Source organism: Erysipelothrix sp. P66, assembly GCF_038682365.1.
GTDB lineage: Bacteria > Bacillota_I > Bacilli_A > Erysipelotrichales > Erysipelotrichaceae > Erysipelothrix > Erysipelothrix piscisicarius.
This window is the reverse complement of the sequence record NZ_CP152290.1, coordinates 437698-461439: the sequence shown is the minus strand read 5'-3', so window position 1 is coordinate 461439 and position 23742 is coordinate 437698. Positions and strand designations below refer to the sequence as shown.

The 23742-nt window shown below is 39.0% G+C and carries 17 protein-coding genes and 3 rRNA genes; 2 read left to right on the top strand and 18 right to left on the bottom strand.

The features are described from left to right. Positions 1 to 96: 96 nt before the first annotated feature. From AAG186_RS02230 to AAG186_RS02220, 3 genes are all read right to left on the bottom strand, one after another. Entirely contained in the window at positions 97 to 1947 is a 1851-nt protein-coding gene (locus AAG186_RS02230) for an ABC transporter ATP-binding protein (RefSeq protein WP_342621911.1), read from the bottom strand. Then, positions 1937 to 3730 carry an ABC transporter ATP-binding protein gene (locus AAG186_RS02225; protein ID WP_200549380.1) on the bottom strand — a complete coding sequence of 598 codons (1794 nt, stop codon included), beginning with the start codon at positions 3728 to 3730 and terminating at the stop codon, positions 1937 to 1939. Before AAG186_RS02225 ends, AAG186_RS02230 begins: the two co-directional genes overlap by 11 nt. A gap of 93 nt (positions 3731 to 3823) precedes the next feature. After that, entirely contained in the window at positions 3824 to 4051 is a 228-nt protein-coding gene (locus AAG186_RS02220) for a hypothetical protein (RefSeq protein ID WP_125164796.1), read from the bottom strand. Positions 4052 to 4154: 103 nt separating this feature from the next. Between AAG186_RS02220 and AAG186_RS02215 the strand changes: the two genes are divergently transcribed. Continuing rightward, complete coding sequence (locus AAG186_RS02215; protein WP_342621910.1) at positions 4155 to 5678, top strand: bifunctional UDP-sugar hydrolase/5'-nucleotidase; 1524 nt, start codon at positions 4155 to 4157, stop codon at positions 5676 to 5678. 153 nt (positions 5679 to 5831) lie between these two features. Beyond that, positions 5832 to 7112 (top strand): adenylosuccinate synthase, encoded by a 1281-nt coding sequence (locus tag AAG186_RS02210; RefSeq protein ID WP_342621909.1) that lies wholly within the window; start codon positions 5832 to 5834, stop codon positions 7110 to 7112. A 32-nt stretch (positions 7113 to 7144) separates the two neighbouring features. On the opposite strand, the gene cysE is transcribed toward AAG186_RS02210, so the two are convergent. The 15 genes from cysE to AAG186_RS02135 form a co-directional block, all read right to left on the bottom strand. Next, positions 7145 to 7675 (bottom strand): serine O-acetyltransferase, encoded by a 531-nt coding sequence (gene cysE / locus AAG186_RS02205; RefSeq protein ID WP_254007357.1) that lies wholly within the window; start codon positions 7673 to 7675, stop codon positions 7145 to 7147. 10 nt (positions 7676 to 7685) lie between these two features. After that, a complete protein-coding gene (locus AAG186_RS02200) occupies positions 7686 to 8288 on the bottom strand; it encodes a deoxynucleoside kinase (RefSeq protein ID WP_237558271.1) in 603 nt (200 codons plus the stop codon). A gap of 134 nt (positions 8289 to 8422) precedes the next feature. Continuing rightward, entirely contained in the window at positions 8423 to 9349 is a 927-nt protein-coding gene (locus AAG186_RS02195; protein WP_125164801.1) for a WYL domain-containing transcriptional regulator, read from the bottom strand. Beyond that, positions 9342 to 9896 carry a hypothetical protein gene (locus AAG186_RS02190; protein WP_237558272.1) on the bottom strand — a complete coding sequence of 185 codons (555 nt, stop codon included), beginning with the start codon at positions 9894 to 9896 and terminating at the stop codon, positions 9342 to 9344. The genes AAG186_RS02195 and AAG186_RS02190 overlap by 8 nt, the downstream gene beginning before the upstream one ends. A 101-nt stretch (positions 9897 to 9997) precedes the next feature. Then, entirely contained in the window at positions 9998 to 11257 is a 1260-nt protein-coding gene (locus AAG186_RS02185; protein WP_342621908.1) for an ABC transporter substrate-binding protein, read from the bottom strand. A 20-nt stretch (positions 11258 to 11277) separates the two neighbouring features. Further along, positions 11278 to 12555: an MBL fold metallo-hydrolase gene (locus AAG186_RS02180; protein ID WP_161636712.1), complete on the bottom strand. Its 1278-nt coding sequence runs from the start codon at positions 12553 to 12555 to the stop codon at positions 11278 to 11280. Further along, on the bottom strand, positions 12539 to 13399 hold the full coding sequence (locus AAG186_RS02175; RefSeq protein ID WP_125164803.1) for a carbohydrate ABC transporter permease: 861 nt from the start codon (positions 13397 to 13399) through the stop codon (positions 12539 to 12541). Before AAG186_RS02175 ends, AAG186_RS02180 begins: the two co-directional genes overlap by 17 nt. Before the next feature lie 2 nt (positions 13400 to 13401). Continuing rightward, positions 13402 to 14286 (bottom strand): sugar ABC transporter permease, encoded by an 885-nt coding sequence (locus AAG186_RS02170; protein ID WP_161636713.1) that lies wholly within the window; start codon positions 14284 to 14286, stop codon positions 13402 to 13404. Beyond that, entirely contained in the window at positions 14286 to 15356 is a 1071-nt protein-coding gene (locus tag AAG186_RS02165; RefSeq protein ID WP_342621907.1) for an ABC transporter ATP-binding protein, read from the bottom strand. Before AAG186_RS02165 ends, AAG186_RS02170 begins: the two co-directional genes overlap by 1 nt. Positions 15357 to 15594: 238 nt before the next feature. Next, positions 15595 to 15708, bottom strand: a 5S ribosomal RNA gene (gene rrf, locus AAG186_RS02160). Positions 15709 to 15784: 76 nt separating this feature from the next. Continuing rightward, a 23S ribosomal RNA gene (locus tag AAG186_RS02155) occupies positions 15785 to 18682 on the bottom strand. Positions 18683 to 18988: 306 nt separating this feature from the next. Next, positions 18989 to 20527, bottom strand: a 16S ribosomal RNA gene (locus tag AAG186_RS02150). The 16S, 23S and 5S rRNA genes sit together here, the layout of an rRNA operon. A gap of 284 nt (positions 20528 to 20811) precedes the next feature. Beyond that, positions 20812 to 21591 (bottom strand): ATP-binding cassette domain-containing protein, encoded by a 780-nt coding sequence (locus AAG186_RS02145; protein WP_342621906.1) that lies wholly within the window; start codon positions 21589 to 21591, stop codon positions 20812 to 20814. Beyond that, positions 21575 to 22501, bottom strand: a complete 927-nt coding sequence (locus tag AAG186_RS02140; RefSeq protein WP_161637070.1) for an ABC transporter permease — start codon at positions 22499 to 22501, stop codon at positions 21575 to 21577. Before AAG186_RS02140 ends, AAG186_RS02145 begins: the two co-directional genes overlap by 17 nt. Beyond that, the gene (locus AAG186_RS02135) at positions 22501 to 23457 is read right to left on the bottom strand and encodes an ABC transporter substrate-binding protein (RefSeq protein ID WP_342621905.1); all 957 of its coding nucleotides are present in this window, start codon (positions 23455 to 23457) and stop codon (positions 22501 to 22503) included. The genes AAG186_RS02140 and AAG186_RS02135 overlap by 1 nt, the downstream gene beginning before the upstream one ends. Positions 23458 to 23742: the final 285 nt, after the last annotated feature.

The window sequence follows — 23742 nt, the reverse complement described above, 5'->3', positions numbered from 1 at the left end:
GCCTCTTTTTTCTAAACTATCATATCACAAACATTTCGTCAGAACACGAATTATGATAGCGAATATTCAAGATGACAAGAATAGCGACAAAAACACCTATTTGGAAATAGGTGTTAACGTATTCATTATTTTTGTTTCATTTTTCTCGTTAAACTGGTTCATATAGAGTTCATAATATCGACCTTTTTGGTTCATAAGACTCTCATGATTACCATCTTCGATAATGGTTCCTTTATCAATAACAAGGATACGATCTGCACTCACAATTGTCGAAAGACGATGCGCAATAATGAAACTTGTTTTTTCTTTAAGAACGGTTTCAACTGCGTTTTGAATAATCGCTTCCGTTTCAGTATCAATTGAGGCTGTAGCTTCGTCGAGGATAAAGATTGATGGATTTACAAGAATTGCCCGAGCAAAGGAAATCAATTGTTTCTGCCCTGTCGACAATCGGTTTCCGCCTTCACCTACATCTGTTTGATATCCATCTTCAAGTTCCGTGATAAAGCGATGTGCATCAACAAGTTTTGCAGCCCGCATGACCGCTTCATCAGAAGCATTGGGTTTCCCATACGCGATGTTATCACGAACCGATCCAGAAAAGAGATGGGGTGCTTGTAAAACATATCCAAGATGTGAGTGGAGCCATCCAATCGATCGTTCTCGATAGTCTACCCCATCAATCCGAATCGAACCTGAAATGGGTTCATAAAAACGACAAATAAGGTTTACAATGGTTGATTTACCACTTCCCGTCTCTCCAACTAAAGCGACGCGTTGTTTGGGTTCAACGGTTAAATTAAAGTTTTTTAATATCGGTTCCGATGCTTGATAATAAAAATCAACATCTTTAAATTCAATATTTCCAACGATCGGTTCATAGACCGATTCTTTGGGATTTAAGATTGTTCCATATTTTTCAATAACATCTGGACGATCGATGAGTGATGAATCTTGTTCCAATAATGAAAGAACACGCTCTGCAGATGCTTGGGCCATTTGTAACTGTGCAAACACATTACTAATATTACGAAGCGGTTCAAAAAAACGTTCCGCATATTGTGTAAATAGGATTAAAGTTCCAATTTGAATAACACCTTGTAACGCCATGTTCCCGCCAACATAAATAATACCCGCATTGCCTAACGAAGAAATAATGGTAATGATAGGCATATACAGTGCACTGAGTATGACAGCATGAATGGACTTTGATCGCATGGCCATGGTGTTGTTTTTAAATTCACTGTAATGAATCGACTCCAATCCCATTGACTTAGTAGTCTTTGCTCCGGTAATCCCTTCACTAAATCCATGGGTGATTTTTGAATTCTCCGCACGAACGTTTCGATAGTTTTTTAGGATACGTTTTTGAAACCACGAGCTTACAAAGTAAACCATAGGTACAATCACAAGAATGATTAACGCAAGTTTCCAATTGACCGTAAACATGACCACCAACAACATCATCATGACTAAAAATCCCCAAACTAGATCGTTAAAACTCCAGGAGAGGATTTCCGACAACCGTGAGACATCACTGGTCATTCGAGCCATAATCCATCCTGTAGGCGTTTTATCATAATATGAAAAAGGAAGATTTTGAAGTTTTTCCATAACATTTTGACGGATTTGATAACTAATATCCATCTCAATAAGACCACTTCGATAAATAAATTCATAAATTAGAAATGCTTGGACCGCAACCAAACCTCCATATAAAAGCGCAAACTTCAATATGGCTTCTGTTGAACCTTGACCTTGATAGAAAACATCAATGGCATATCGATTCAAGATGGGAAGGATAATCCCAATAACCGCTTCAAACAGAACAAAAAACAGCGCTAAAAACAGATTCTTTTTGTTCTCAAGCAGCATCATTAGGATTTTTTTCCAAAGCCCAACATCTAATTTTTCAGAAGTAAACTGCTCTTCTTCTCTATAACTCATCAACAAATCCTCCTTTCTGATTGGTTTGAATATCATAAATATTTCGATACAGTCCATCAACGTTCAATAGCGAATTATGTGTACCAATTTGCTTGATTTCGCCATCAAGAATAACAATAATTTTATCCGCATTTTGTGCACTGTTAATACGATGGGTAATGATGATGGATGTGGCATTTTTAGTATGATTTAATGCTTCTCGAATGGAAGCATCAGTTTGAGAATCTAATGCAGATAATGAATCATCAAAAATTAAAATCGGTGTATTTGCGATAAGCGTCCGGGCAATCGCAACACGTTGTTTTTGTCCACCGGATAGGGTAACACCTTTCTCACCAACGGGTGTTTCATACCCTTGGTCAAAAGAAGTTATAACATCATGAATCGAAGCAATTCGAGACGCGTCATAGACGTCTTGCTCCGAAGCGTGTGGAATGGCAATACGAATGTTTTCAAAAAGGGTTTTTGAATAGAGATAAGGTTCTTGTAAAACAAGTCCTACTTGCTTACGGAGAGAACTTTTCGCGATCTCGTTTATGTTAATCCCGTCAATTTTAATGGACCCTTCAGATACATCATAAATGCGCGTAAGTAAATGAACCAAACTTGATTTACCACTCCCTGTTGGTCCCATAATCGCAACCGTCTCTCCCGGTTGAATGGTAAAATTCAAATTTTTAAGAACGGGGGTGGATGCATCATCGTATTGAAACGATACATTTTCAAAAATAATTTCACCCTTAATTTCAGGCTTTAATCCTGACTCAAGATCTTCAATCGGCAGGTCTAAGATTTCGTTCAAACGATCAATACTTACACTAACCTTTCCCATATCGGATAAGGTTCGGCCAACATTACGTATTGGCCACAACACCATATTTACATAAGAAATAAAGACAATCGCATTCCCAATGGATAAATTGCCCGCACGCACTTCAAAAATACTTGCGATAAGCACAATTAATGTCTGCATAAAACAAAGTAAATCAGAGGTCCCCCAATAGATTCCGAGAAGTCTGATCATTTCCTTTGTTATGGAGGCATAGGCTTGGTTTTTAGCTTCAAATTTCGTAACTTCAAACTTTTCTTGATTAAATGCTTTCACAACACGGACGGCATCCATGCTTTCTTGAAATGTATTCGATAATGCTGCTTCCGCTTCATCACTTTGCTTAAACACTGCCTGCATTTTTTTAAAGAATAGAAACGCAAACCCAAAAATAAAGGGAAAAGAAATCATGGTAATCCAGGTCATCGTTACATTAATACGGAATAATACCGTCAATGCGATTACAACCATGGTAAAAGCATAAACAAGTTCCTGAATTTTTGATTTGAGAAAACGTCCAATCTGATCGACATCACTGGTACAACGTTGTATTAAATCACCGGTTTTTGCTCGTACATGGTAGGCGTATGGAAGTTTCTGTAGGTGATCAAACACATCATTACGTAAACTTTCTGAGAAAAATTCAGAAAAAGAACCAATTGAATAACCTGCACAAAAATGTGCAACACCACTTAAGATGTTCAGCACAACAATTACCACACCAACATACCATAAATGTTCACGAACGGAATGCATTCCACCTAAAAAATTCGTAAGTGTGTTCATCCATGATGTCGTTATGGGTAAATCATTTAAAACATGATCAATGGTGTATTGAAGTAATAAGGGATTGACTAAAAGCACTGCACAATAAACTACTACCGAAAAGATCATCACAATTATTTTTTTTCGATGACCCTCAGTATATTTAGAAATAAATCTAATATTTTTCATATTCACCTCGATATTATTGTATCTTCTCCTTTAAAGCTTAAAAAACACATTTTCATGTGTTTTTATGAATATCTATGCTGAAAAATAAGTGGGCTAGGAGACACTTAAAGAATCACACAGACAATCATAAGTATTTTGTTCAAAACAAAATGCGACGCTCGATAATGCAACATTATCATTTTTATTCACTTGGGTTAAAAGGTGCTTACTATTTCTTGGAGACACAAAAGCCCCTTGCTGATTAAAAAAGTCAAAAACTATCTCTGCCATAATCATTAGAAATAAAACAACACACATTAAACATTTATCTGAGCGATTCATAAGTTCCTCCTTTCATTTGTATATATTTTATCATATATTTCAAAAAAAGTAATCAATACCCAACATCGTGATAGAGATTTGGTATAATAGAAATGGTGATAAAATGAAACTTAAAATCGTCGTCACAACGGACGTCCATGGAAATATCTTTCCAACAAATTATACAAGTCGTGAAAACCTCGAAGATTATGGGCTTGCACGCATTAGTACTGCAGTAAATCAATTCCGAAAGGAAGGAAATGTTTTACTCTTAGATAACGGGGATGCTTTTCAGGGAACTCCGTTATTAACTTACGCACATCAACATGCGCAATCCGTACCCAATCCTATGGCACAATGTTTTAATGCCATGAATTATGATTTTATTAATTTAGGAAATCATGATTTTAATTATGGACCTGAAATTCTCCAAAAATACATAAGCGAAAACAATGCACCCCTACTTACTTCAAATCTTGAAATAGATGGGTCTGTACCGGGCCAAACTCAAATTCTTACTTATGAAGGTAAAACGATCGCACTTATTGGTGTTTTAACGCAATATATTCCACATTGGGAACGTCCTGCTCATATCGAAAACATGGTTTTCAAAAGTGCTTTTGACCAGCTCCAACAAGAAGTTCAGCGTGTACGAAATGATGTCGACTATGTCATTGCTATGTACCATGGTGGTTTAGAGCGTGATCCGCAAACGGGTGAACCGACTGAACGGCTTACTGGTGAAAATGAAGGATATGCTATGACTGAGATTGAAGGGTTAGATATTCTAATTACAGGACATCAACACCGTTCCTTTATCGAAACCGTTAACGGGGTTTTAGTAACTCAAAACACCTTTAAAGCAAAGGAATTTATTACGATTGATCTTGATTTGGAAACCGGAAACGCCTCAGCAAAACGACTCAGTGCCTCCGATTATGATGTAGACCAAAATTTATTGGAACCACTACAAGGCTTACAAAACGAAACACAAACATGGTTGGACCAACCCGTTGGAACCTTAGAAAACATGGATGTGATGATTAACGATGAATTGGATGCACGCCTTCATAAACATCCGCTCGTTTCACTCTTAAATCAAATACAACTTGAACGATCGGGTGCACAAATTTCTTCTGTAGCCCTTTTTAACGGGGCTCAAGGATTTAGAAAATCAATCACAATGCGTGAATTAGTAAGCACCTACCTATATCCGAATACGTTGGTGGTAAAGCGAATGAGTGGAAAAGCACTTCGTGAAATGATTGAATTTAGCGCCCATTATTTTACCGTCGATGCCCACCAACACATTGTTCCCTCACCGGAATACGTTGAACCCAAGCCACAACATTATAATTACGATATGCTTGATGGCGTGGATTACACCCTTGATATCTCAAAACCGAGAGGTTCACGTGTTGTAAGTCTCACTTACCAAGATAAACCCGTTCTAGATACCGATGAATTTACGGTCGTTGTTAACAATTATCGAGCAATGGGGGGCGGAAACTATACCATGGTTGCGGAAAGTGAAACATTAGAAGATATCCAAGAAGAAATGGTCGATATCATTATGGATTATTTTATTCAACATTCCCCAGTTTACGTCAATCATCGTGATAATATTAAAGTAATTGCATCAAGATAAAAAACCAAAATACAAAGCTTCGAATACTTAGAAGTTTTGTATTTTTTTTATTCAATCGAAAAAAAATCTTGACACTCGAAAAAAATAAAAGTATTCTAGTTCGTGTACAGTGAGACACAATGGTGTCTCATTTTGTATTTTTAGGAGGTAATTATGATTAAAGCTATAGTAGGTGCCAACTGGGGCGATGAGGGTAAAGGAAAGCTCACAGATGTATTCGCAAGTGAGTCTGACATTATTGTTCGGTTCCAAGGGGGCAATAACGCAGGTCATACAATTATCAATGACCAAGGTAAGTTTGCGCTAAAGATGTTACCATCCGGTGTTTTCTATAAACATACGATTAATGTTATTGGTAATGGTGTTGCGTTAAACATTCCGGCATTCATTCATGAATTGGAAGAATTAAAAATGCGTGGTGTTCATCCTCAAGTTATTGTAAGTGATCGCGCTCAAATTGTGATGAGTTACCATAAAAATTTCGATGTTTATGAGGAAGCCCGTATGGGTAAAGATCAGTTTGGATCCACAAAATCCGGAATTGCACCTTTTTATTCCGATAAATACGCAAAGATTGGGTTCCAAGTCTGTGAGTTATACAATGAAGACTGGTTACGCAGTAAAATTGATCGGGTTCTTGATATCAAAAATACTTTATTAGTAAATTTATATCATCAAGAACCGCTGTCAGCGGATGCAATCTTTGAAGAATTAATGCAATACCGTGATTTAATTGAACCTTATGTTCGCGATGTCTTCACCTTTTTAAATGAAGCGCATGATCAAGGTAAAAACATTCTCTTCGAAGGGCAACTTGGTGCATTACGTGATCCCGACTTTGGAATTTATCCTTATTCAACCTCTTCATCTACTTTAGCTTACTATGCGACCATCGGATCAGGATTACCACATCCTATTGACGAAGTATGGGCGGTCACAAAAGCTTATTCAAGCTGTGTTGGTGCTGGTGCATTTGTCTCAGAAATTTTTGGAGAAGAAGCCGAGGCATTGCGAAGACGTGGTGGTGATGCGGGTGAGTATGGCGTTAATACTAAACGTCCTCGTCGTGTTGGCTACTTTGATGCGGTCGCAACACGTTTTGGATGTAAAACCCAAGGGGCAACTCATGTTGCACTCACAAACATTGATGTTCTTTCCTATCTAGATGAAATCAAGGTTGTAACGGCATATGAGTATCAAGGACAACAATCCATGCGATTTGGAAATATTACAGAATTAGAACATACAACCCCTGTAATTGAAACATTCCCTGGATGGAGAGAAGATATTACACACATTACATGCTATGATGACCTTCCTGAAAATTGTAAAAACTATATTAATAAACTTGAAATGCTCATTGATACAAATATTGCACTTGTTTCAAATGGTCCAAATCGAAATCAAATTATGAAGCGTACGCCTTTACGGTAAAAGAAAAACGAACAGAATCTGTTCGTTTTTTTCTATAATCTTCCCTCATCACTACATTTATTGCGTATTGTACGAGCAGGAATGCCTGCAACAATATCACAACGTGCGACATCTTTAGTCACAACACTCCCCGCACCAATTACGGCTTCATCATGAATCATAATATTACCAAGTACCTGTGCTCCAGCACCAACATGAACTTTATTACCTAAAGTCGGGTGTCGTTTTCCAGGCTCTCGTGACTTACCACCTAATGTAACACCATGATGAATCAAACAATCATCACCAATAATTGCAGTCTGTCCAATCACAACTCCACTACCATGGTCAATAATAAATCGACGACCGATTTCTGCACCGGGATGAATTTCAATTTGAGTCAAAAATCGTCCAAGTTGCGAAATGAATCGAGCCACAAAGAAAAACTTAATACGATAGAAACAATGTGCGATTCGATAAAACCCCATCGCATGGTATCCTGGATAGAGTAAAATTACCTCCAGAACTGATCGTACAGCAGGATCTTGTTTTTTATATGCACGTGCTGTCTCTAAAAATCTCATAAAATACTCCTTATTTTAATTCGAGTAACGCTTCATTGATAAGTTTTAGAACATAAATGCGATCTGCTTCATTATTTTCAAAATCAAGATGATCAACATTAATCTTAAGCATGGGTGAAAGATCGTAATTATCAAAATAATTACTGTATTCACGATTGAGTTTTTCCCAATATTCGCGTTCAACAATTAATTCATAATCTCTACCACGTTTCTTAATGCGGTTCATTGCCTCATCAACACTTATTTCAAGATATACCATTAATTTGGGAACATGAACATGTTCAAGCATATTTTGTAATAACTCAGAATAAATTTGAAATTCTTCGTCACTCATTTCTCCACTTAAGTTTAACATACGGGCGAATATTGCGTCCCCATATATGCTTCGGTCCATAACCGCTTTGCTTACGTCTTTCGCTTGTTTGATATGCTCAAAACGCTTATTTAAGAAAAACACTTGTAATGGAAATGAATAGCGACAACGGTCATGATAAAACTTATCCAAAACAGGATTATCAACTACCGGTTCTTCAAACTCTTCATATCCCTCTTGACCAAGAATACGCATTAATGAACTTTTCCCAACACCTACAACACCTTCAATAACTATCATGTCATAAACCTCTTTCCGTGATACATAATTTAATATATCGCTATAATTAAATCCCATAACTCACCACCATCTCATGTCCCTAAGAGACACTCTATTCATAAGTTTAGCTTTGTAATGACAAAAAAGCAAGCCTCTTAACGATAGAGTTTCGTAATTTTATGACATTCATCAACAATCCATTCGCGAAGCCACTCCGGTTTTAAAACCGTAATGTGAGAACCGCCTTGTAAAATAAAATCTTTAACGGCAAGTTCATTCGAAAACTCGACTTTTAGAATAAAGCGATGATCATCCAACCACGTAATTTCTTGGTGTTCACCCCAGATATACTCACTAATATAATCTTGCTCAAAAACTTCCAATTCTGCGAAGACGGGTTTTATTTTATAGCCGAATTTTGAAAATACATGCTTGCTTGAAGTTTCGTCATCAAACCGAAAAACCTCATCACGTAATGATAATTCATGAATGCGATTTACTTTTAGGCTCAAATAGCGATTCTTTTCATCATAACCCAAAAGATACCAAAATTTATTGACAATCACAAGCTCATAAGGCTCAAAGACATAGGAACGCTTCTCCCGATGATTTTTACTATAAACAATATCAATACGCAAATGATGCTCAATGGCGTTCTCAAGCAGCTCTATATGTTTTTGATAGAGATTTGGATCAACATTAAGCTTAACCGATTGAAAAGCAGATACAGATACATTCCCACTATAATCCAACTGGTGTGATAATTTTGAAACAACAGCTACAAAGTCATTTCCGAGTGTCGGGTTATCCTGTGATAACAAAACCGCAAACGCTTGCTTTAACATCTTGCGTTCATTACGTTCAAAAGCGAGCGGTTGTATTTGCGTTTTAGATTCTAAAACATAACCCCCACCTGGACCCATGACCGTAGTAATTTCATACCCTACCGATTCAAGTTCTGCTTTGAGTCGCTGCACACCACGCTCACTGATTTCCAAAAGATCCGCCAGCTCTGAAAGGGGAACAACAGAGCGTGCGGATAATACGTCTAACATAACCAAAGCATTGCTTAACTTACTCATAGATCGTTTGACCTTTGATAACATAACAGCGTGTTAAAAGATCATTAAATTCAGATTCACTTCGGGCTATTTGACAAAGTCCACCCAGTGAGAGTTCCGGAAGCAAGTCACTCACTTCAACGATACACTGACGACTTAACAATTCCCCTCGGTGAACCGCACCGGTAAATTCGGTTCCGGTATATGTCTGGATAAATGAAATTTCAAAATTTAAGTCTAAATCACGACTCACCGTTAATAGATTCGGTTCGTTGGACCCAAAATAATCATAAAGTGTTTGCGCTCCCGATACCGTTAAATAATTCGCACCACGATCTGATGAAGCAACCGAATAGTCGTTGGAGTAATGCGTATTGAATTTTAACTCATTATAGAAATCCTGTGCATCCTCATGAGAAACAAACTTTAAAGTCACGGAAACACTGTCTTCAAATGAGAGACCAAAGGTTTCTGTAAAACGAAGTGCCTGATCATTAATAAATGAGCTCACATCATTTCCTTTCATTGCAATCATCAAATCTTTTAAATTAAATCCTTTTTTCATCATGTATCACCTCTTGACTCAAGTATACCAACAGTATACGACAATTTTGGTCGTATATTCAAGAAAGCGAAAAAAAGTGGATTTATAATCCACTTTCGATTTAATTATTGCCAGATTGATTGTAAAGAAGTTTTGTATGACTCCATAACAGATTCTGGTGTTTTTGATGTGTCAGAAAGTAATTCTTCCATCTTCACAGTTGCTTCTGTATAAGCAGCATCTGAGTTAGCGGATACTGGAATTGTAAACACATCTTTTGTGATTTCTTGAATTAATGGCGCAATCATTGAACCACTTTCTAAGTATTCTTTGCTTTCGATAACACTTGTACGTACTGGAATATAACCTGTTGATTTAGCCCAGTATAATTGTGAATCGGCAGATACTAAGAATTTCATGTACTCAAATGCAGCAGTTTTTTGTTTTGGTGTAGCGGATGAGAACATGTATAAGTCAGTACCTTGTTGTAAGCTGATTTTTTCAGGACGTTTCACAACGCCAATTTCGAAACGACCGTCTACACCTTTAAGTACGTGTGATTCTCCTGCTGTACTTCCAACGTTCATTGCAAGTTGACCATTACCAAATGGTCCTGATAAGTATTTGTCAGTTCCTGCGACACGTAGGTAACCATCTTTTACACCTTCTTGGTAGAATGATGCAACTTCAAGACTTTCTTTACTTGTAGGATCCATATCCTTATTGAATTCGACGCCTTTATTGATTAATCCTGTAGCATAGTAGTTATTGAGTGAGTCAAAACCTGCTCCCACAATATTTTTCTTTTCATAAACAGTTTTACTTACTTCTTTTAATTCTTCAAGAGTTGTAGGTGCTTTAAGACCTAATTCATCAAGAAGTGTTTTATTGTAGTAAAGAACCTCTGTTGATTTGTTAAATGGCATACCATACGTTACACCTTCGATTTTACCACCTTCACGGAATCCTTCAACAATATCACTATAGTCTTTCATTCCGATTGTATCGTTTTCGATATACGGTGTTAAGTCTGTAACGAGTTTATCTACTGACGCATTAAACATCCATGCTGGGTATGCTTGTGTCATGGTTGGTAAGTCTTTAGGACTTACAAGTGTAGCAGATAATTTTTGACGTAAATCCGGATAACTTGATTGGTTTTGTAATACAACTTTAACCTTTGGATTTGCTGCCATAAAATCTTCAGTAAGTTTTGTTAATGCTTCTTCTTGTTTACCATTCATTGCATGCCAGAAACGGATTTCTGTTTCTTCTGTTAGTTCTGTAACGATATCAGCAGATGCTGTATCATCACCTTTATTTGAACATCCTACAAGAACAAGTAAAGCAAGTAATGCTACTAAAATCTTTTTAATATTTCCCATATTTGTTTTATGTGTCTCCTTTAGATAGTTTCCCCACGGGTTGGTAAATGACGCATTCCATATTTATTCTCAAGTAAATCTGGTCTTAAGGAATGAATAGGAACTAATAACTTCGGTTGAATTAAGCTCACAATACGATCTAAATCTTCAGGGTAAGCATGTCCAGAACACGCTATACGATTAAATTCAATATTGCAATCCTCCAACAACTGAATAAATGGTAAATATGCTGGATCAAATTCTCCTAGCGGCGAAGCGTCGCTATGGATATAGACACCACCTCCTTTAAGGTTTTCGTGATGATCAACAACCTGCCATAGATAATCTCCCTCATCTTGAAGTAGAGTGTTGTAATCGACCTCTAGATTCTTATCAAGGTTAAAGCTGTTGTCATTTGCATTGTAATACTTACACTCCATATTTAAACACTCTTTCAAGATATTTGCAAAGGATGCTTCAAGCACCACTTCACGTGGACTTTGTTTTACAATCTCAGCTAATCGTTTTACATTCGCCGGATAGCAATTAAAAGTCACTTGTTTATTTGGGTTGCTGTTTACAATATTCACGATTTTCTTAAGTAAATCTGCTTCGGTCTCAATACGACCCGTTGCGCGGTCTTCTTGAGGGAAACTAATTGATACACCCTCAATAATGAGCATATCTGTATTTTTTGCTTGTTCACAATAGTGAAGTGAATCTTCCACATCAAAACCATGGAGACGAAGATCACCTGTGTAAGCAATATGCATATCTGGGGTTGTGATTAAAAGACCACAGGCACCATAAGCATCATGATCAACACGACTTAATTCTACTTTAATGCTTCCCACTTCGATAACATCATGATTATCACACCCGATAATATCGCGTGTAAATGAATCTGAAGGGTTCGCTTTTGGTAGAATAAAGTCATTTTGTGCATTTAAACTGTTTAATAAAACTTTGGTTTCTTTAAGTGCATACATTGGAATGTTCGGATCCAAATAGTTAACCATACGCGTATGATCTAAATGACAATGACTTAAAAAGACAGCCGTATGGGCATAGTCAGGCCCTTTTTCAAATGGATACGTATATCCTAATTCGGGATCATAAATATTCTCTAAATGGGGCACTAAACGATGTTCAATCAATTGTTGCAATGATTCATTTTTAAGATTCAACTCTGGTTTGAATTCTGTACCAAAGTCAAAGAAAATATGTGAATCTTCATATGCAATTTCAATAACAGTACCACCAATTGTCAGGACACCGCTATGAAATGTAATTTTTGTTTTTCTATCCTTTAAGTCCACTCTTCGACACTCCTTTAATAATTTGATTTCTAAAGATAAAGTAAATAATAAGTACCGGAATAATCGTTAATGTTGCAGCTGCCATTTGAAGATGAACATCCGTTCCACTCTCAGTCGCAAATGCACTTAAACCATTGTTCAATAGACGCATGCTTGAATCATTTGTAACCAACAATGGCCACAAGAATGAGTTCCAATGCGAAATAAAACTAAGAATACCAATTGTTACAAGCGCAGGTTTGGATAAAGGTATCATAATTTTTCGAATAAATTCTAAATCTGTACATCCATCAATTTTAGCCGCTTTATAGTATGAAATTGGAATACTTGTTAGATATCCTTTTAAATAGAATATATAGAATACACTGGCAAGTGATGGAACAATCAATGCAGTATACGTATTTAATAAACCAAGACGTGCAATCGTTTGGTAATTTGTAAAGACTGTTGACTCATACGGTACCATTAATAGTGATACCATCACTAAGATAATTAGACCCTTATGTTTAAACTCTAACTTAACGAGCGCAAAGGCTGCAAGCGTCGAGGTAATTAAAATTCCAAGGGTACTAATCCCTGCAACTACCACTGTATTAAAGAAATACCGAACAAACGGTGCCGTTTGAAATACTTCCACAAAGTTGTGGAACTGTGGGGCTGATGGAATTAGCGTCGGCGGAATACTTGTCGCCTCTTGATAAGTCATCAAACTTGCAAGAATCATGTAGACAAATGGAAATAAGGTAATAATTGCCATAAAGACAATAAAAATTGTCGCAAGAATTTTAAATATTTTTGTTAGTACTATTTTTAAATTTGGTGAAAATTCAGATTTTTCGTTCACAACTATCTCTCCTCTATCTTCTTCAACACTTTATTCTGAATAAGTGTTAATACGAGGATAAACACAAACAGAAGTATTGTTGCGGCCATTGCCGGACCATATCGATTATCGACATGGAAGGTAGTGAATATATAGAATACGGCAGTCGTGGCACTGTTGGCGATTCCTGCCTTACCATTAAAGATCGCAAAGACTTGAGTATAAACTTTAAAGGCATTAATTAGGTTGACCGTTAACAAGAACGTTAACGTTGGAATAAGCTGTGGTAAAGTAATTCGGAATAATTTTTGAAGTTCCGTTGCACCAAACATATCTGCAACCTTGTAGTACTCGCGATCAATATTTCGAAGACCTGATAGTAAAATAATGATATTAAACGCCAAACCATTCCAAATTCCAAAAATGACAAGGGTGGGTAAGCTCATCATAATATCATCTAAGAAGTTGATCGGTCCAACATTTATAAAACTAAGTAGAAAGTTTATAAATCCATAGGAACCGTTAAAGAGATAGCGGAATACAACCCCAATCGCAATAACACTTGTTAGATAAGGAATAAAGAAAATCGTTTCAAAGAAGCTCTTATTTTTAATTTTTTCAAAAATAAGAAGTGCAATAAACATTGAAATGATTAAACAAATTGGCACCACAAGAAAGGCATAAACAGCTGTATTTCGCATCGCAATATGGAACTTTGGATCTTGTAGCACAAATTGATAATTACTAATTCCTGCCGGTTTAAGATTCGTTAAAGTCCCGGATTGAAACGACATAATTAATGCACGAATTAATGGATAAATATTAAATAAAGCAATAATTACCAAAGCAGGCAAAAGAAACAACCATGCTTGTCTTTGATTTTCAGCGCTATACTTAAACTTTTTCATTAGTAGACCCTCTCGCCAGATTCTTTAAACATAAAGATACGTGGGTAATTAAACTCACAATTAACGATTGTCTCTGGTTCAATGAGAGCTTCAATACTTACAATACCTTTAGCATTCTTAGATCCGATTTTGAAATTAAGGATACCTTCTCGACCAATGAGTTCCACAGTTTCAATTTCTGTATTAAAAATCCCTTGTTCTCCAAAAATAATATCTTCAGGACGAACACCTAAAAGATAAGATCCATCAATGATGGTTTCTTTAATACGATCTTGGACGAGGGTACTTTGACTAAATTCAAAATTCTCACCAACAATCATGCCATTTTTTACTTCAATAGGAAGAATGTTTATGACAGGGTTACCAATAAATTGAGCAACAAATAAATTATTAGGTTCTAAATAAAGATTTTGTGGGTCATCATATTGTTGAATCACACCCTCATTCATCAGAACGATTTTATCACTAATGGATAACGCTTCTTCTTGATCATGCGTAACAAAAATTGTCGTAATGTTAATTTCTTTAACAAGGCGACGAATTTCTTCACGGATTTTCAAGCGCAAACGTGCGTCGAGGTTACTTAGTGGTTCATCAAGTAGTAATATTGAAGGATTCTGAACTAAAGCACGTGTAATCGCTACACGTTGTTGTTGTCCACCGGACATAGTCCCTGGCTTTTTATTTGCTAATTCTTCAATATCTGTTAATGCCATGTATTTACGAGCAATTTTTTCAGCTTCTTCTTTAGGCATTTTTTTATCTCCAACACGTAGTGGGAACATGACATTTTCTAATACTGTCATATGTGGGTAGAGTGCATAGTTTTGAAATACAAAACCAATATCACGATCTTTCGGATGCTTATCAACCATTGAGATCCCTTCATTGTGAATTGTACCGTCGGTAGGATCGAGCAATCCAGCAATTAAATTAAGAATTGTTGTTTTACCACAACCACTTGGTCCAAGTAAGCAAACCAAATCACCTTTCTCAATTGAGAATGTAACTTGTTTTAATGCTTCAAAACCATTATCAAACACTTTCCGTAAGTCCTTGACTTCAATCATTCATCTTCCTCCTATAAACACAATATTACGTAATTTTAATATATTCGATATTATTTATTTCGTGAACACCCACGAATTTTACGTACAGTTGTTACTTCATTATTATAACAGTCAATACACGTATTTGTGTTAAAAACCATTAACAATATTAAATAAACATGTGAAAAAAATATAAACCGTCACATAATTCTGTTTTTTTACGCATAAAAAAAAGACACTCTAAATAGAGTGTCAAATTACCTGGCGATGAACTATCTTCACTAGCGCTTGGCTAGATATTGTCGCCGCTAAAGTGCTTAACTTCTGTGTTCGAGATGGGAACAGGTGTGACCACTTCGCTAAAACCACCAGATCTTAGTGCTTTAGAGAGATGAACTCTCAAAACTGAATAACAGAAATTTGATCTTTTTCGAATCGTTGTATCTTTTGTGATTAAAACCTCGACCTATTAGTATCAGTCAGCTCCACATATCACTATGCTTCCACCTCTGACCTATCAACCTGATCGTCTCTCAGGGGTCTTACTACTTACGTATGGGAAATCTCATCTTGGAGTTGGCTTCGTGCTTAGATGCTTTCAGCGCTTATCCAGTCCATACTTAGCTACCCAGCGATGCCCTTGGCAGAACAACTGGTACACCAGCGGTATGTCCATCCCGGTCCTCTCGTACTAGGGACAGCGCTCCTCAAATTTCCTACGCCCACAACAGATAGGGACCGAACTGTCTCACGACGTTCTGAACCCAGCTCGCGTACCGCTTTAATGGGCGGACAGCCCAACCCTTGGAACCTAATTCAGCTCCAGGATGCGATGAGCCGACATCGAGGTGCCAAACCTCGCCGTCGATGTGAACTCTTGGGCGAGATTAGCCTGTTATCCCCAGGGTAGCTTTTATCCGTTAAGCGACGGCCCTTCCACGCGGAACCGCCGGATCACTAAGCCCGACTTTCGTCCCTGCTCGACTTGTAGGTCTCGCAGTCAAGCACCCTTCTGCCTTTACGCTCGTCGATTGATTTCCAACCAATCTGAGGGTACCTTTGGGCGCCTCCGTTACTCTTTAGGAGGCGACCGCCCCAGTCAAACTGCCCACCTGACACTCTCCCGGTACCGGATCACGGTACGCGGTTAGAACTTCAAACATACAAGAGTGGTATCCCAATGGCGACTCCACATATACTAGCGTACATGCTTCATAGTCTCCCACCTATCCTGTACATGTAGGCTCAAAGTTCAATATCAAGCTACAGTAAAGCTCCATGGGGTCTTTCCGTCTAGTTGCGGGTAACCGGCATCTTTACCGGTACTAAGATTTCACCGAGTCTGCTGCCGAGACAGCGCCCAAATCGTTACACCTTTCGTGCGGGTCGGAACTTACCCGACAAGGAATTTCGCTACCTTAGGACCGTTATAGTTACGGCCGCCGTTCACTGGGGCTTCAGTTCAATGCTTCGAACGAATTCTAACATATTCCCTTAACCTTCCAGCACCGGGCAGGTGTCACCCCCTATACTTCGTCTTGCGACTTTGCAGAGAGCTGTGTTTTAGTTAAACAGTCGCTTGGGCCTCTTCACTGCGGCTCTTACGAGCACCCCTTCTCCCGAAGTTACGGGGTCATTTTGCCGAGTTCCTTGGCAACAGTTCTCTCGCTCACCTTAGGATTCTCTCCTTGCCTACCTGTGTCGGTTTTGGTACGGGCCAATACATAATTAACGCTAGAAACTTTTCTTGAGAGCTGGCATCAGTTACTTCGCTACTTCCTCACGGGTTCACTCCTCATAACGCCTTTGCTTTGCATGGCGGATTTGCCTACCATACAGCTCCTTCGCTTAAACCAGCACTTCCAGTCGCTGGCTTAACCTAGCCTTCTCTGTCATTCCTTCACTTATGTATCGGGTACAGGAATATCAACCTGTTGTCCATCGACTACGCTTTTCAGCCTCATCTTAGGTCCCGACTTACCCAGGGAGGACGAGCCTTCCCCTGGAAACCTTAGGCAATCGGTGTGTCAGATTCTCACTGACATCTCGCTACTCACACCGGCATTCTCACTTCTATACACTCCACTGCTCCTTACGGTACAGCTTCAACGCAGTATAGAACGCTCCCCTACCATTTATTGAAACAATAAATCCATAGTTTCGGTATCATACTTAGCCCCGGTACATTTTCGGCGCAGGGTCACTCGACTAGTGAGCTGTTACGCACTCTTTAAAGGATGGCTGCTTCTGAGCCAACCTCCTAGTTGTCTGTGCATCCCCACATCCTTTTCCACTTAGCATAAATTTTGGGACCTTAACTGATGGTCTGGGCTGTTTCCCTTTCGACTACGGACCTTATCACCCATAGTCTGACTGCCAACTACTATCCACTGGCATTCGGAGTTTGATTATATTCAGTACCCCGAGATGGGGCCATCATACATTCAGTGCTCTACCTCCAGTGGCCTTACATTGACGCTAGCCCTAAAGCTATTTCGGGGAGAACCAGCTATATCTGAGTTCGATTGGAATTTCTCCGCTAGCCACAACTCATCCGCCAGCTTTTCAACGATGGTCGGTTCGGTCCTCCATTTGGTTTCACCCAAACTTCAACCTGGTCATGGCTAGATCACTCAGTTTCGGGTCTACCACAATGTACTATATCGCCCTATTAAGACTCGCTTTCGCTTCGGCTCCGTCTCTTCAACTTAACCTCGCACATTATGAGTAACTCGCCGGTTCATTCTACAAAAGGCACGCCATCACCCATTAACGGGCTCTGACTTCTTGTAAGCATACGGTTTCAGGATCTATTTCACTCCGCTTCCGCGGTTCTTTTCACCTTTCCCTCACGGTACTGGTTCACTATCGGTCACTAAGGAGTATTTAGCCTTACCGGGTGGTCCCGGTTGATTCCGACAAGGTTTCACGTGCCTCGCCGTACTCAGGATACCACTAGAGTATCTTACGCTTTCGTCTACAGGGTTTGCACCTTCTTTGACTGGCCTTTCAATGCCATTCGACTAGCTTCGATATCCCACGTTGTGGTCCTACTACCCCATCACGAAGATGGTTTGGGCTTTTCCCGTTTCGCTCGCCACTACTCAGGGAATCACTTTTGTTTTCTTTTCCTCTTGCTACTAAGATGTTTCAGTTCGCAAGGTTGCCTCATCATAAACTATGTATTCATTTATGTGTAATACTGCATAACCAGTATTGGGTTTCCCCATTCGGATACCCCCGGATCGTTGTGTACGTACCACTCCCCGAGGCATTTCGCTGTTAGTCGCGTCCTTCATCAGCTCTTAGTGCCTAGGCATCCACCGTACGCCCTTACATATTTAATCACATGTAATTTCGCGCCCTAATTCTTAAAATCAGGTTTTTTTACGCTTATCGCTTGATAAGCTGTGTGTTTGCTTTGATTGCTTACTTAATTGCTTAAGTTACTGTTTTTGTTTAACTTGATGTAAATCTAGTTTTATACAACTATTCGAAAAGATCATGTTGATAACATTTATTTCTTTGTCTATCTCTTTTTCTTTTCTGTTATTCAGTTTTCAAAGATCATTTTTCTTGAGATTCCAACGGACTCTCAAAACTAAACAGGAAACTTTAGGTGTCAACTTCACGTCTTTCTAATTACTCCTTAGAAAGGAGGTGATCCATCCCCACCTTCCGGTAGGGATACCTTGTTACGACTTAACCCCAATCATCGATCCTACCTTCGACGGCTCCCTCCTAGTAAACTAGGTTAGGCCACCGGCTTCGGGTATTACCAACTCTCATGGTTTGACGGGCGGTGTGTACAAGGCCCGAGAACGTATTCACCGCGGCATTCTGATCCGCGATTACTAGCGATTCCGACTTCATGGAGTCGAGTTGCAGACTCCAATCCGAACTGAGACGTACTTTCTGAGATTCGCTCCGCATCGCTGCTTCGCTGCCCTCTGTATACGCCATTGTAGTACGTGTGTAGCCCAGATCATAAGGGGCATGATGATTTGACGTCATCCCCACCTTCCTCCGGTTTATCACCGGCAGTCTCTTTAGAGTCCCCAACTTAATGCTGGTAACTAAAGACAAGGGTTGCGCTCGTTGCGGGACTTAACCCAACATCTCACGACACGAGCTGACGACAACCATGCACCACCTGTATCCGCCATAACTATTACACATCTCTGTGCTTTTGCGCGGTATGTCAAGACCTGGTAAGGTTCTTCGCGTTGCTTCGAATTAAACCACATACTCCACCGCTTGTGCGGGCCCCCGTCAATTCCTTTGAGTTTTACGCTTGCGCGCATACTCCCCAGGCGGGATACTTATTGCGTTAACTACAGCACTGAATTTCTCCAACACTTAGTATCCATCGTTTACGGCGTGGACTACTAGGGTATCTAATCCTATTTGCTCCCCACGCTTTCGAGCCTCAGCGTCAGTTACAGGCCAGTTAGCCGCCTTCGCCACTGGTGTTCCTCCATATATCTACGCATTTTACCGCTACACATGGAATTCCACTAACCTCTCCTGCACTCTAGTCTACCAGTTTCTATGGCATCACGGGGTTAAGCCCCGAACTTTAACCATAAACTTGATAAACCGCCTGCGCTCCCTTTACGCCCAATAATTCCGGATAACGCTTGCCACCTACGTATTACCGCGGCTGCTGGCACGTAGTTAGCCGTGGCTTTCTGGTAAGGTACCGTCATATAAGAAGCATTCCCTCTTCCTATCGTTCTTCCCTTACAACAGAGCTTTACAACCCGAAGGCCGTCTTCACTCACGCGGCGTTGCTCGGTCAGGGTTTCCCCCATTGCCGAAAATTCCCTACTGCTGCCTCCCGTAGGAGTCTGGGCCGTGTCTCAGTCCCAGTGTGGCCGGTCACCCTCTCAGGTCGGCTACGCATCATCGTCTTGGTAAGCCGTTACCTTACCAACTAACTAATGCGCCATAAGCCCATCTCGTTGTGATGTATCCCATCTTTAATTAATCTAAGATGTCTTAGATTAACGTATCCGGTATTAGCAGAAGTTTCCCTCTGTTATCCCAGGCATCGAGGCAGGTTGCTTATGTATTACTCACCCGTTCGCCACTAAGTTCCAAGGAGCAAGCTCCTCTTCACTTCGTTCGACTTGCATGTATTAGGCACGCCGCCAGCGTTCATCCTGAGCCAGGATCAAACTCTCCATTTGATTCTTTCTCTTTTTAACTCTGACGAGTTTTGTTTATTTATTTATCCGTATTTCTTTTTGAAATTGACGTTTCCTGTTTAGTTTTCAAAGACCATTTTCTGCACTCGGTTTCCCTTAGCGCTTGTATATAATACCACCCTCTTTATCCACCGTCAACACTATTTTCACTTTATTTTGTTTTATTTTAATTCGGTCTTTTACATCACGAATCATAGATTTTTTCTTCCTTATATATAGTCAACCCGGTGATTAATGAACTATAAGTTAAAAAAGGCATTTCTGCCTTAAAGTGTTTCAATATAAGCATCGTCATAAGACGCAAACATTTCTAACAAATCTTTTTTTGTGAGGTGCTCCTTTTCGGGATGAGCGATATCACGAATTATATTTCCATTGTGAAACATCAATAAACGCGATCCATAATCAAGTGCGTGCTGTAAATTATGCGTCACCATGATTGTCGTAATGTTTCGTTCAGCAACCATATTTTGCGTAAGTTTTATAATCGACTCTGAACTTTTCGGATCTAAAGCAGCGGTGTGCTCGTCAAGTAATAAAAGATCTGGATTATTCATCAATGCCATCAGCAAGGACAGTGCTTGTCGCTGTCCACCTGAAAGTTGACCCACTTTCACATGAAGCTTATCTTCAAGTCCGAGATTCAATGAACTCAATAAATTGACAAACTCTGCTTCATGTTTATGATTGATTGCTTTCGTTAAACTCATAAGTTTTCCTTTATTCGAGGCAAGCGATAGATTTTCTAAAACTGTGAGCGAAGGTGACGTTCCAGCCATCGGATCTTGGTAAACCCGAGAAATGGTCTTAAAGCGCTGATGATTTTTCATTTTTAAAAGGTCACGATTTCCAAATGTTAAGGTGCCTTTATCAGGATTAATTTGGCCACAAATTAAGTTTAATAATGTAGATTTACCACTTCCATTCGAACCAATTATCGTGATAAACTCCCCCTTCTCAACACTTAAATTTAAATTATGATAAAGCGTTGTTTCCATTGGGGTACTTTGGTTGAATGTTTTTGTTATTTTATTGAGTTGTAACATCGTGTTTCTCCTTTGCGTTTTTCCATTTTGGAAGCCTAATTTTATTCAACATTATTGCACTAATAAAGATCACAACAGTGATGAGTTTCATAAACTGAGCATCAATTCCCATTCGAATTGCAAGTGCTACAATCAAGCGGTATACAATCGCACCAAAGATAACCATGGTGGTCGATTTCAATTTTGTTCGCCCCAAGATTGTCGTACCTAAGATAACGGACGAAAGCCCTAAAACCACCATACCTGTCCCTAATGAAATATCAAAATATTTATTCACCGAAACTGCCAAACCACCACTGAAAGCGACGATTGCGTTTGCCAATGCCAAGCCAAAAATTTTCACAAGTCCAACATTGTGGCCCAATGTGGTCACAAGTTGCTCATTATCTCCCGTTACTTTAAGTAAGTAACCTGTTTTAGTCGTGAGAAGTTGATCAATAATTACTTTGATGCCTAAAACGAGAATAACCATTACAATTAATTGGAAATTATTAATTAAAAACGGAGGTGCACCGAGTTTTTCCAACCATTGAGTTGAGAAGATGGTTTCAAATTTAAAAAGGGGAATATTGGGTTTCCCTCCAGCAACTACAAGATTTATAGAATAAAGTCCCGTCATCACTAATATACCACTGAGTAGTGAGGAAATTCCGAATTTAACATGGAATAAACCAGTAACAATTCCGGCCGTTGCACCCGCTATGGTTGATATTAAAAGAGCCATCCATGGATTCAGTCCATTAAGAATCAAGATTGCACTCACCGCTGCACCTAATGGATACGTTCCGTCCACCGATAAGTCCGGGATATCCAAAATTTTATAAGAAATAAGAACTCCCATGGACAAAATACCATATAGAAATCCTTGAATTAAAATATCAGAAATAAAGGTTGAATTTAGAACACCCATTATTGATTTACCGCCCTTTCACGTATCGAATCAGGTATCTGAATACCCAATTTTGATGCTACAGCCTCACTAACATACAACTGCGTTTCCTCAGAAACATAAACAGGGAGTGATGCAATGGTCACGTTATTTACCAAAATTTCATAAGCCATCGCCCCTGCTTTTTCACCAAGATGTTTATAACTTACAGATTCTGAAGCTAAAACACCTTGATCAAACTGCCCAACCTCAGCCATAAAGACTGGTTTGTTTACACTATTAGCAGTGTCAACAACTAATCCAGTAGCCGAAGCAATCATATTGTCATTGACGATATAAATCACATCGGTTTCTTGAACTAATTGTTGTGCAGCAATTGCGATTTCATTCGCTTGACTTACACCTTTTTCATTGACCTTCATACCTAATTTAGCGGCAATGTTTCGCACCTCATCAATTTGGTTTCTACTATTAATTTCGCTCGTATTGTATAATATCCCAATATTTTTGGCATTTGGCATTATTTCTTGAATCAACGCTACTTGTGTATCCAATGGGGGTAAGTCACTGACGCCCGTTAAGTTTCCACTTGGGTGAGCGAGATCATCCACCAATCCTGCCTGTTTCGCATCCGATACCGCGCTAAAAATCACAGGGATATCGGTGCCGTCTACCGCATTCATAGCGGCTTGAGCAGCTGGAGTTGCAATTACAAAAATTAAATCAACAGCATCTCGTACAAATTGATTTGCGATAAGGTTAGCCGTCCCAACATCTTCATTCGCATTTTTCACTTCTAAAGAAACTTTCTCTGTTAACCCAGTAGCATCCAACCCCATCTTAAATCCATCCAAAGAATCCGAAAGTGCCGGATGTTCCGCCCACTGTATCACACCAATTCTAATTTCATTTTGTTCACCACTCATACATCCCGTAAGCAGCACTGCACTTATTATGATCATTAATACTTTTTTCATATTTTCTCCTCCATTATCCAACAAAAAAGCCATGTACATAAATCTACACGGCTTTGTTAAAATGGTATGAGATTAATGGGAGCCTGTAGATTTTAGTAACACAAAACAGTTAATATCCACACGGCATATTAACTGATTAACTAAAATAATAATAGTAGCTCCATTGTTGGGCTTGATTTATTTTACTTATATTGTTCATTGGAATACCCAACCTTTCTTAACAACCATAACACTGATATTTTTGAGATGCAAGTAGTTTTTTCATTTTTATTCATTTCTTACAGA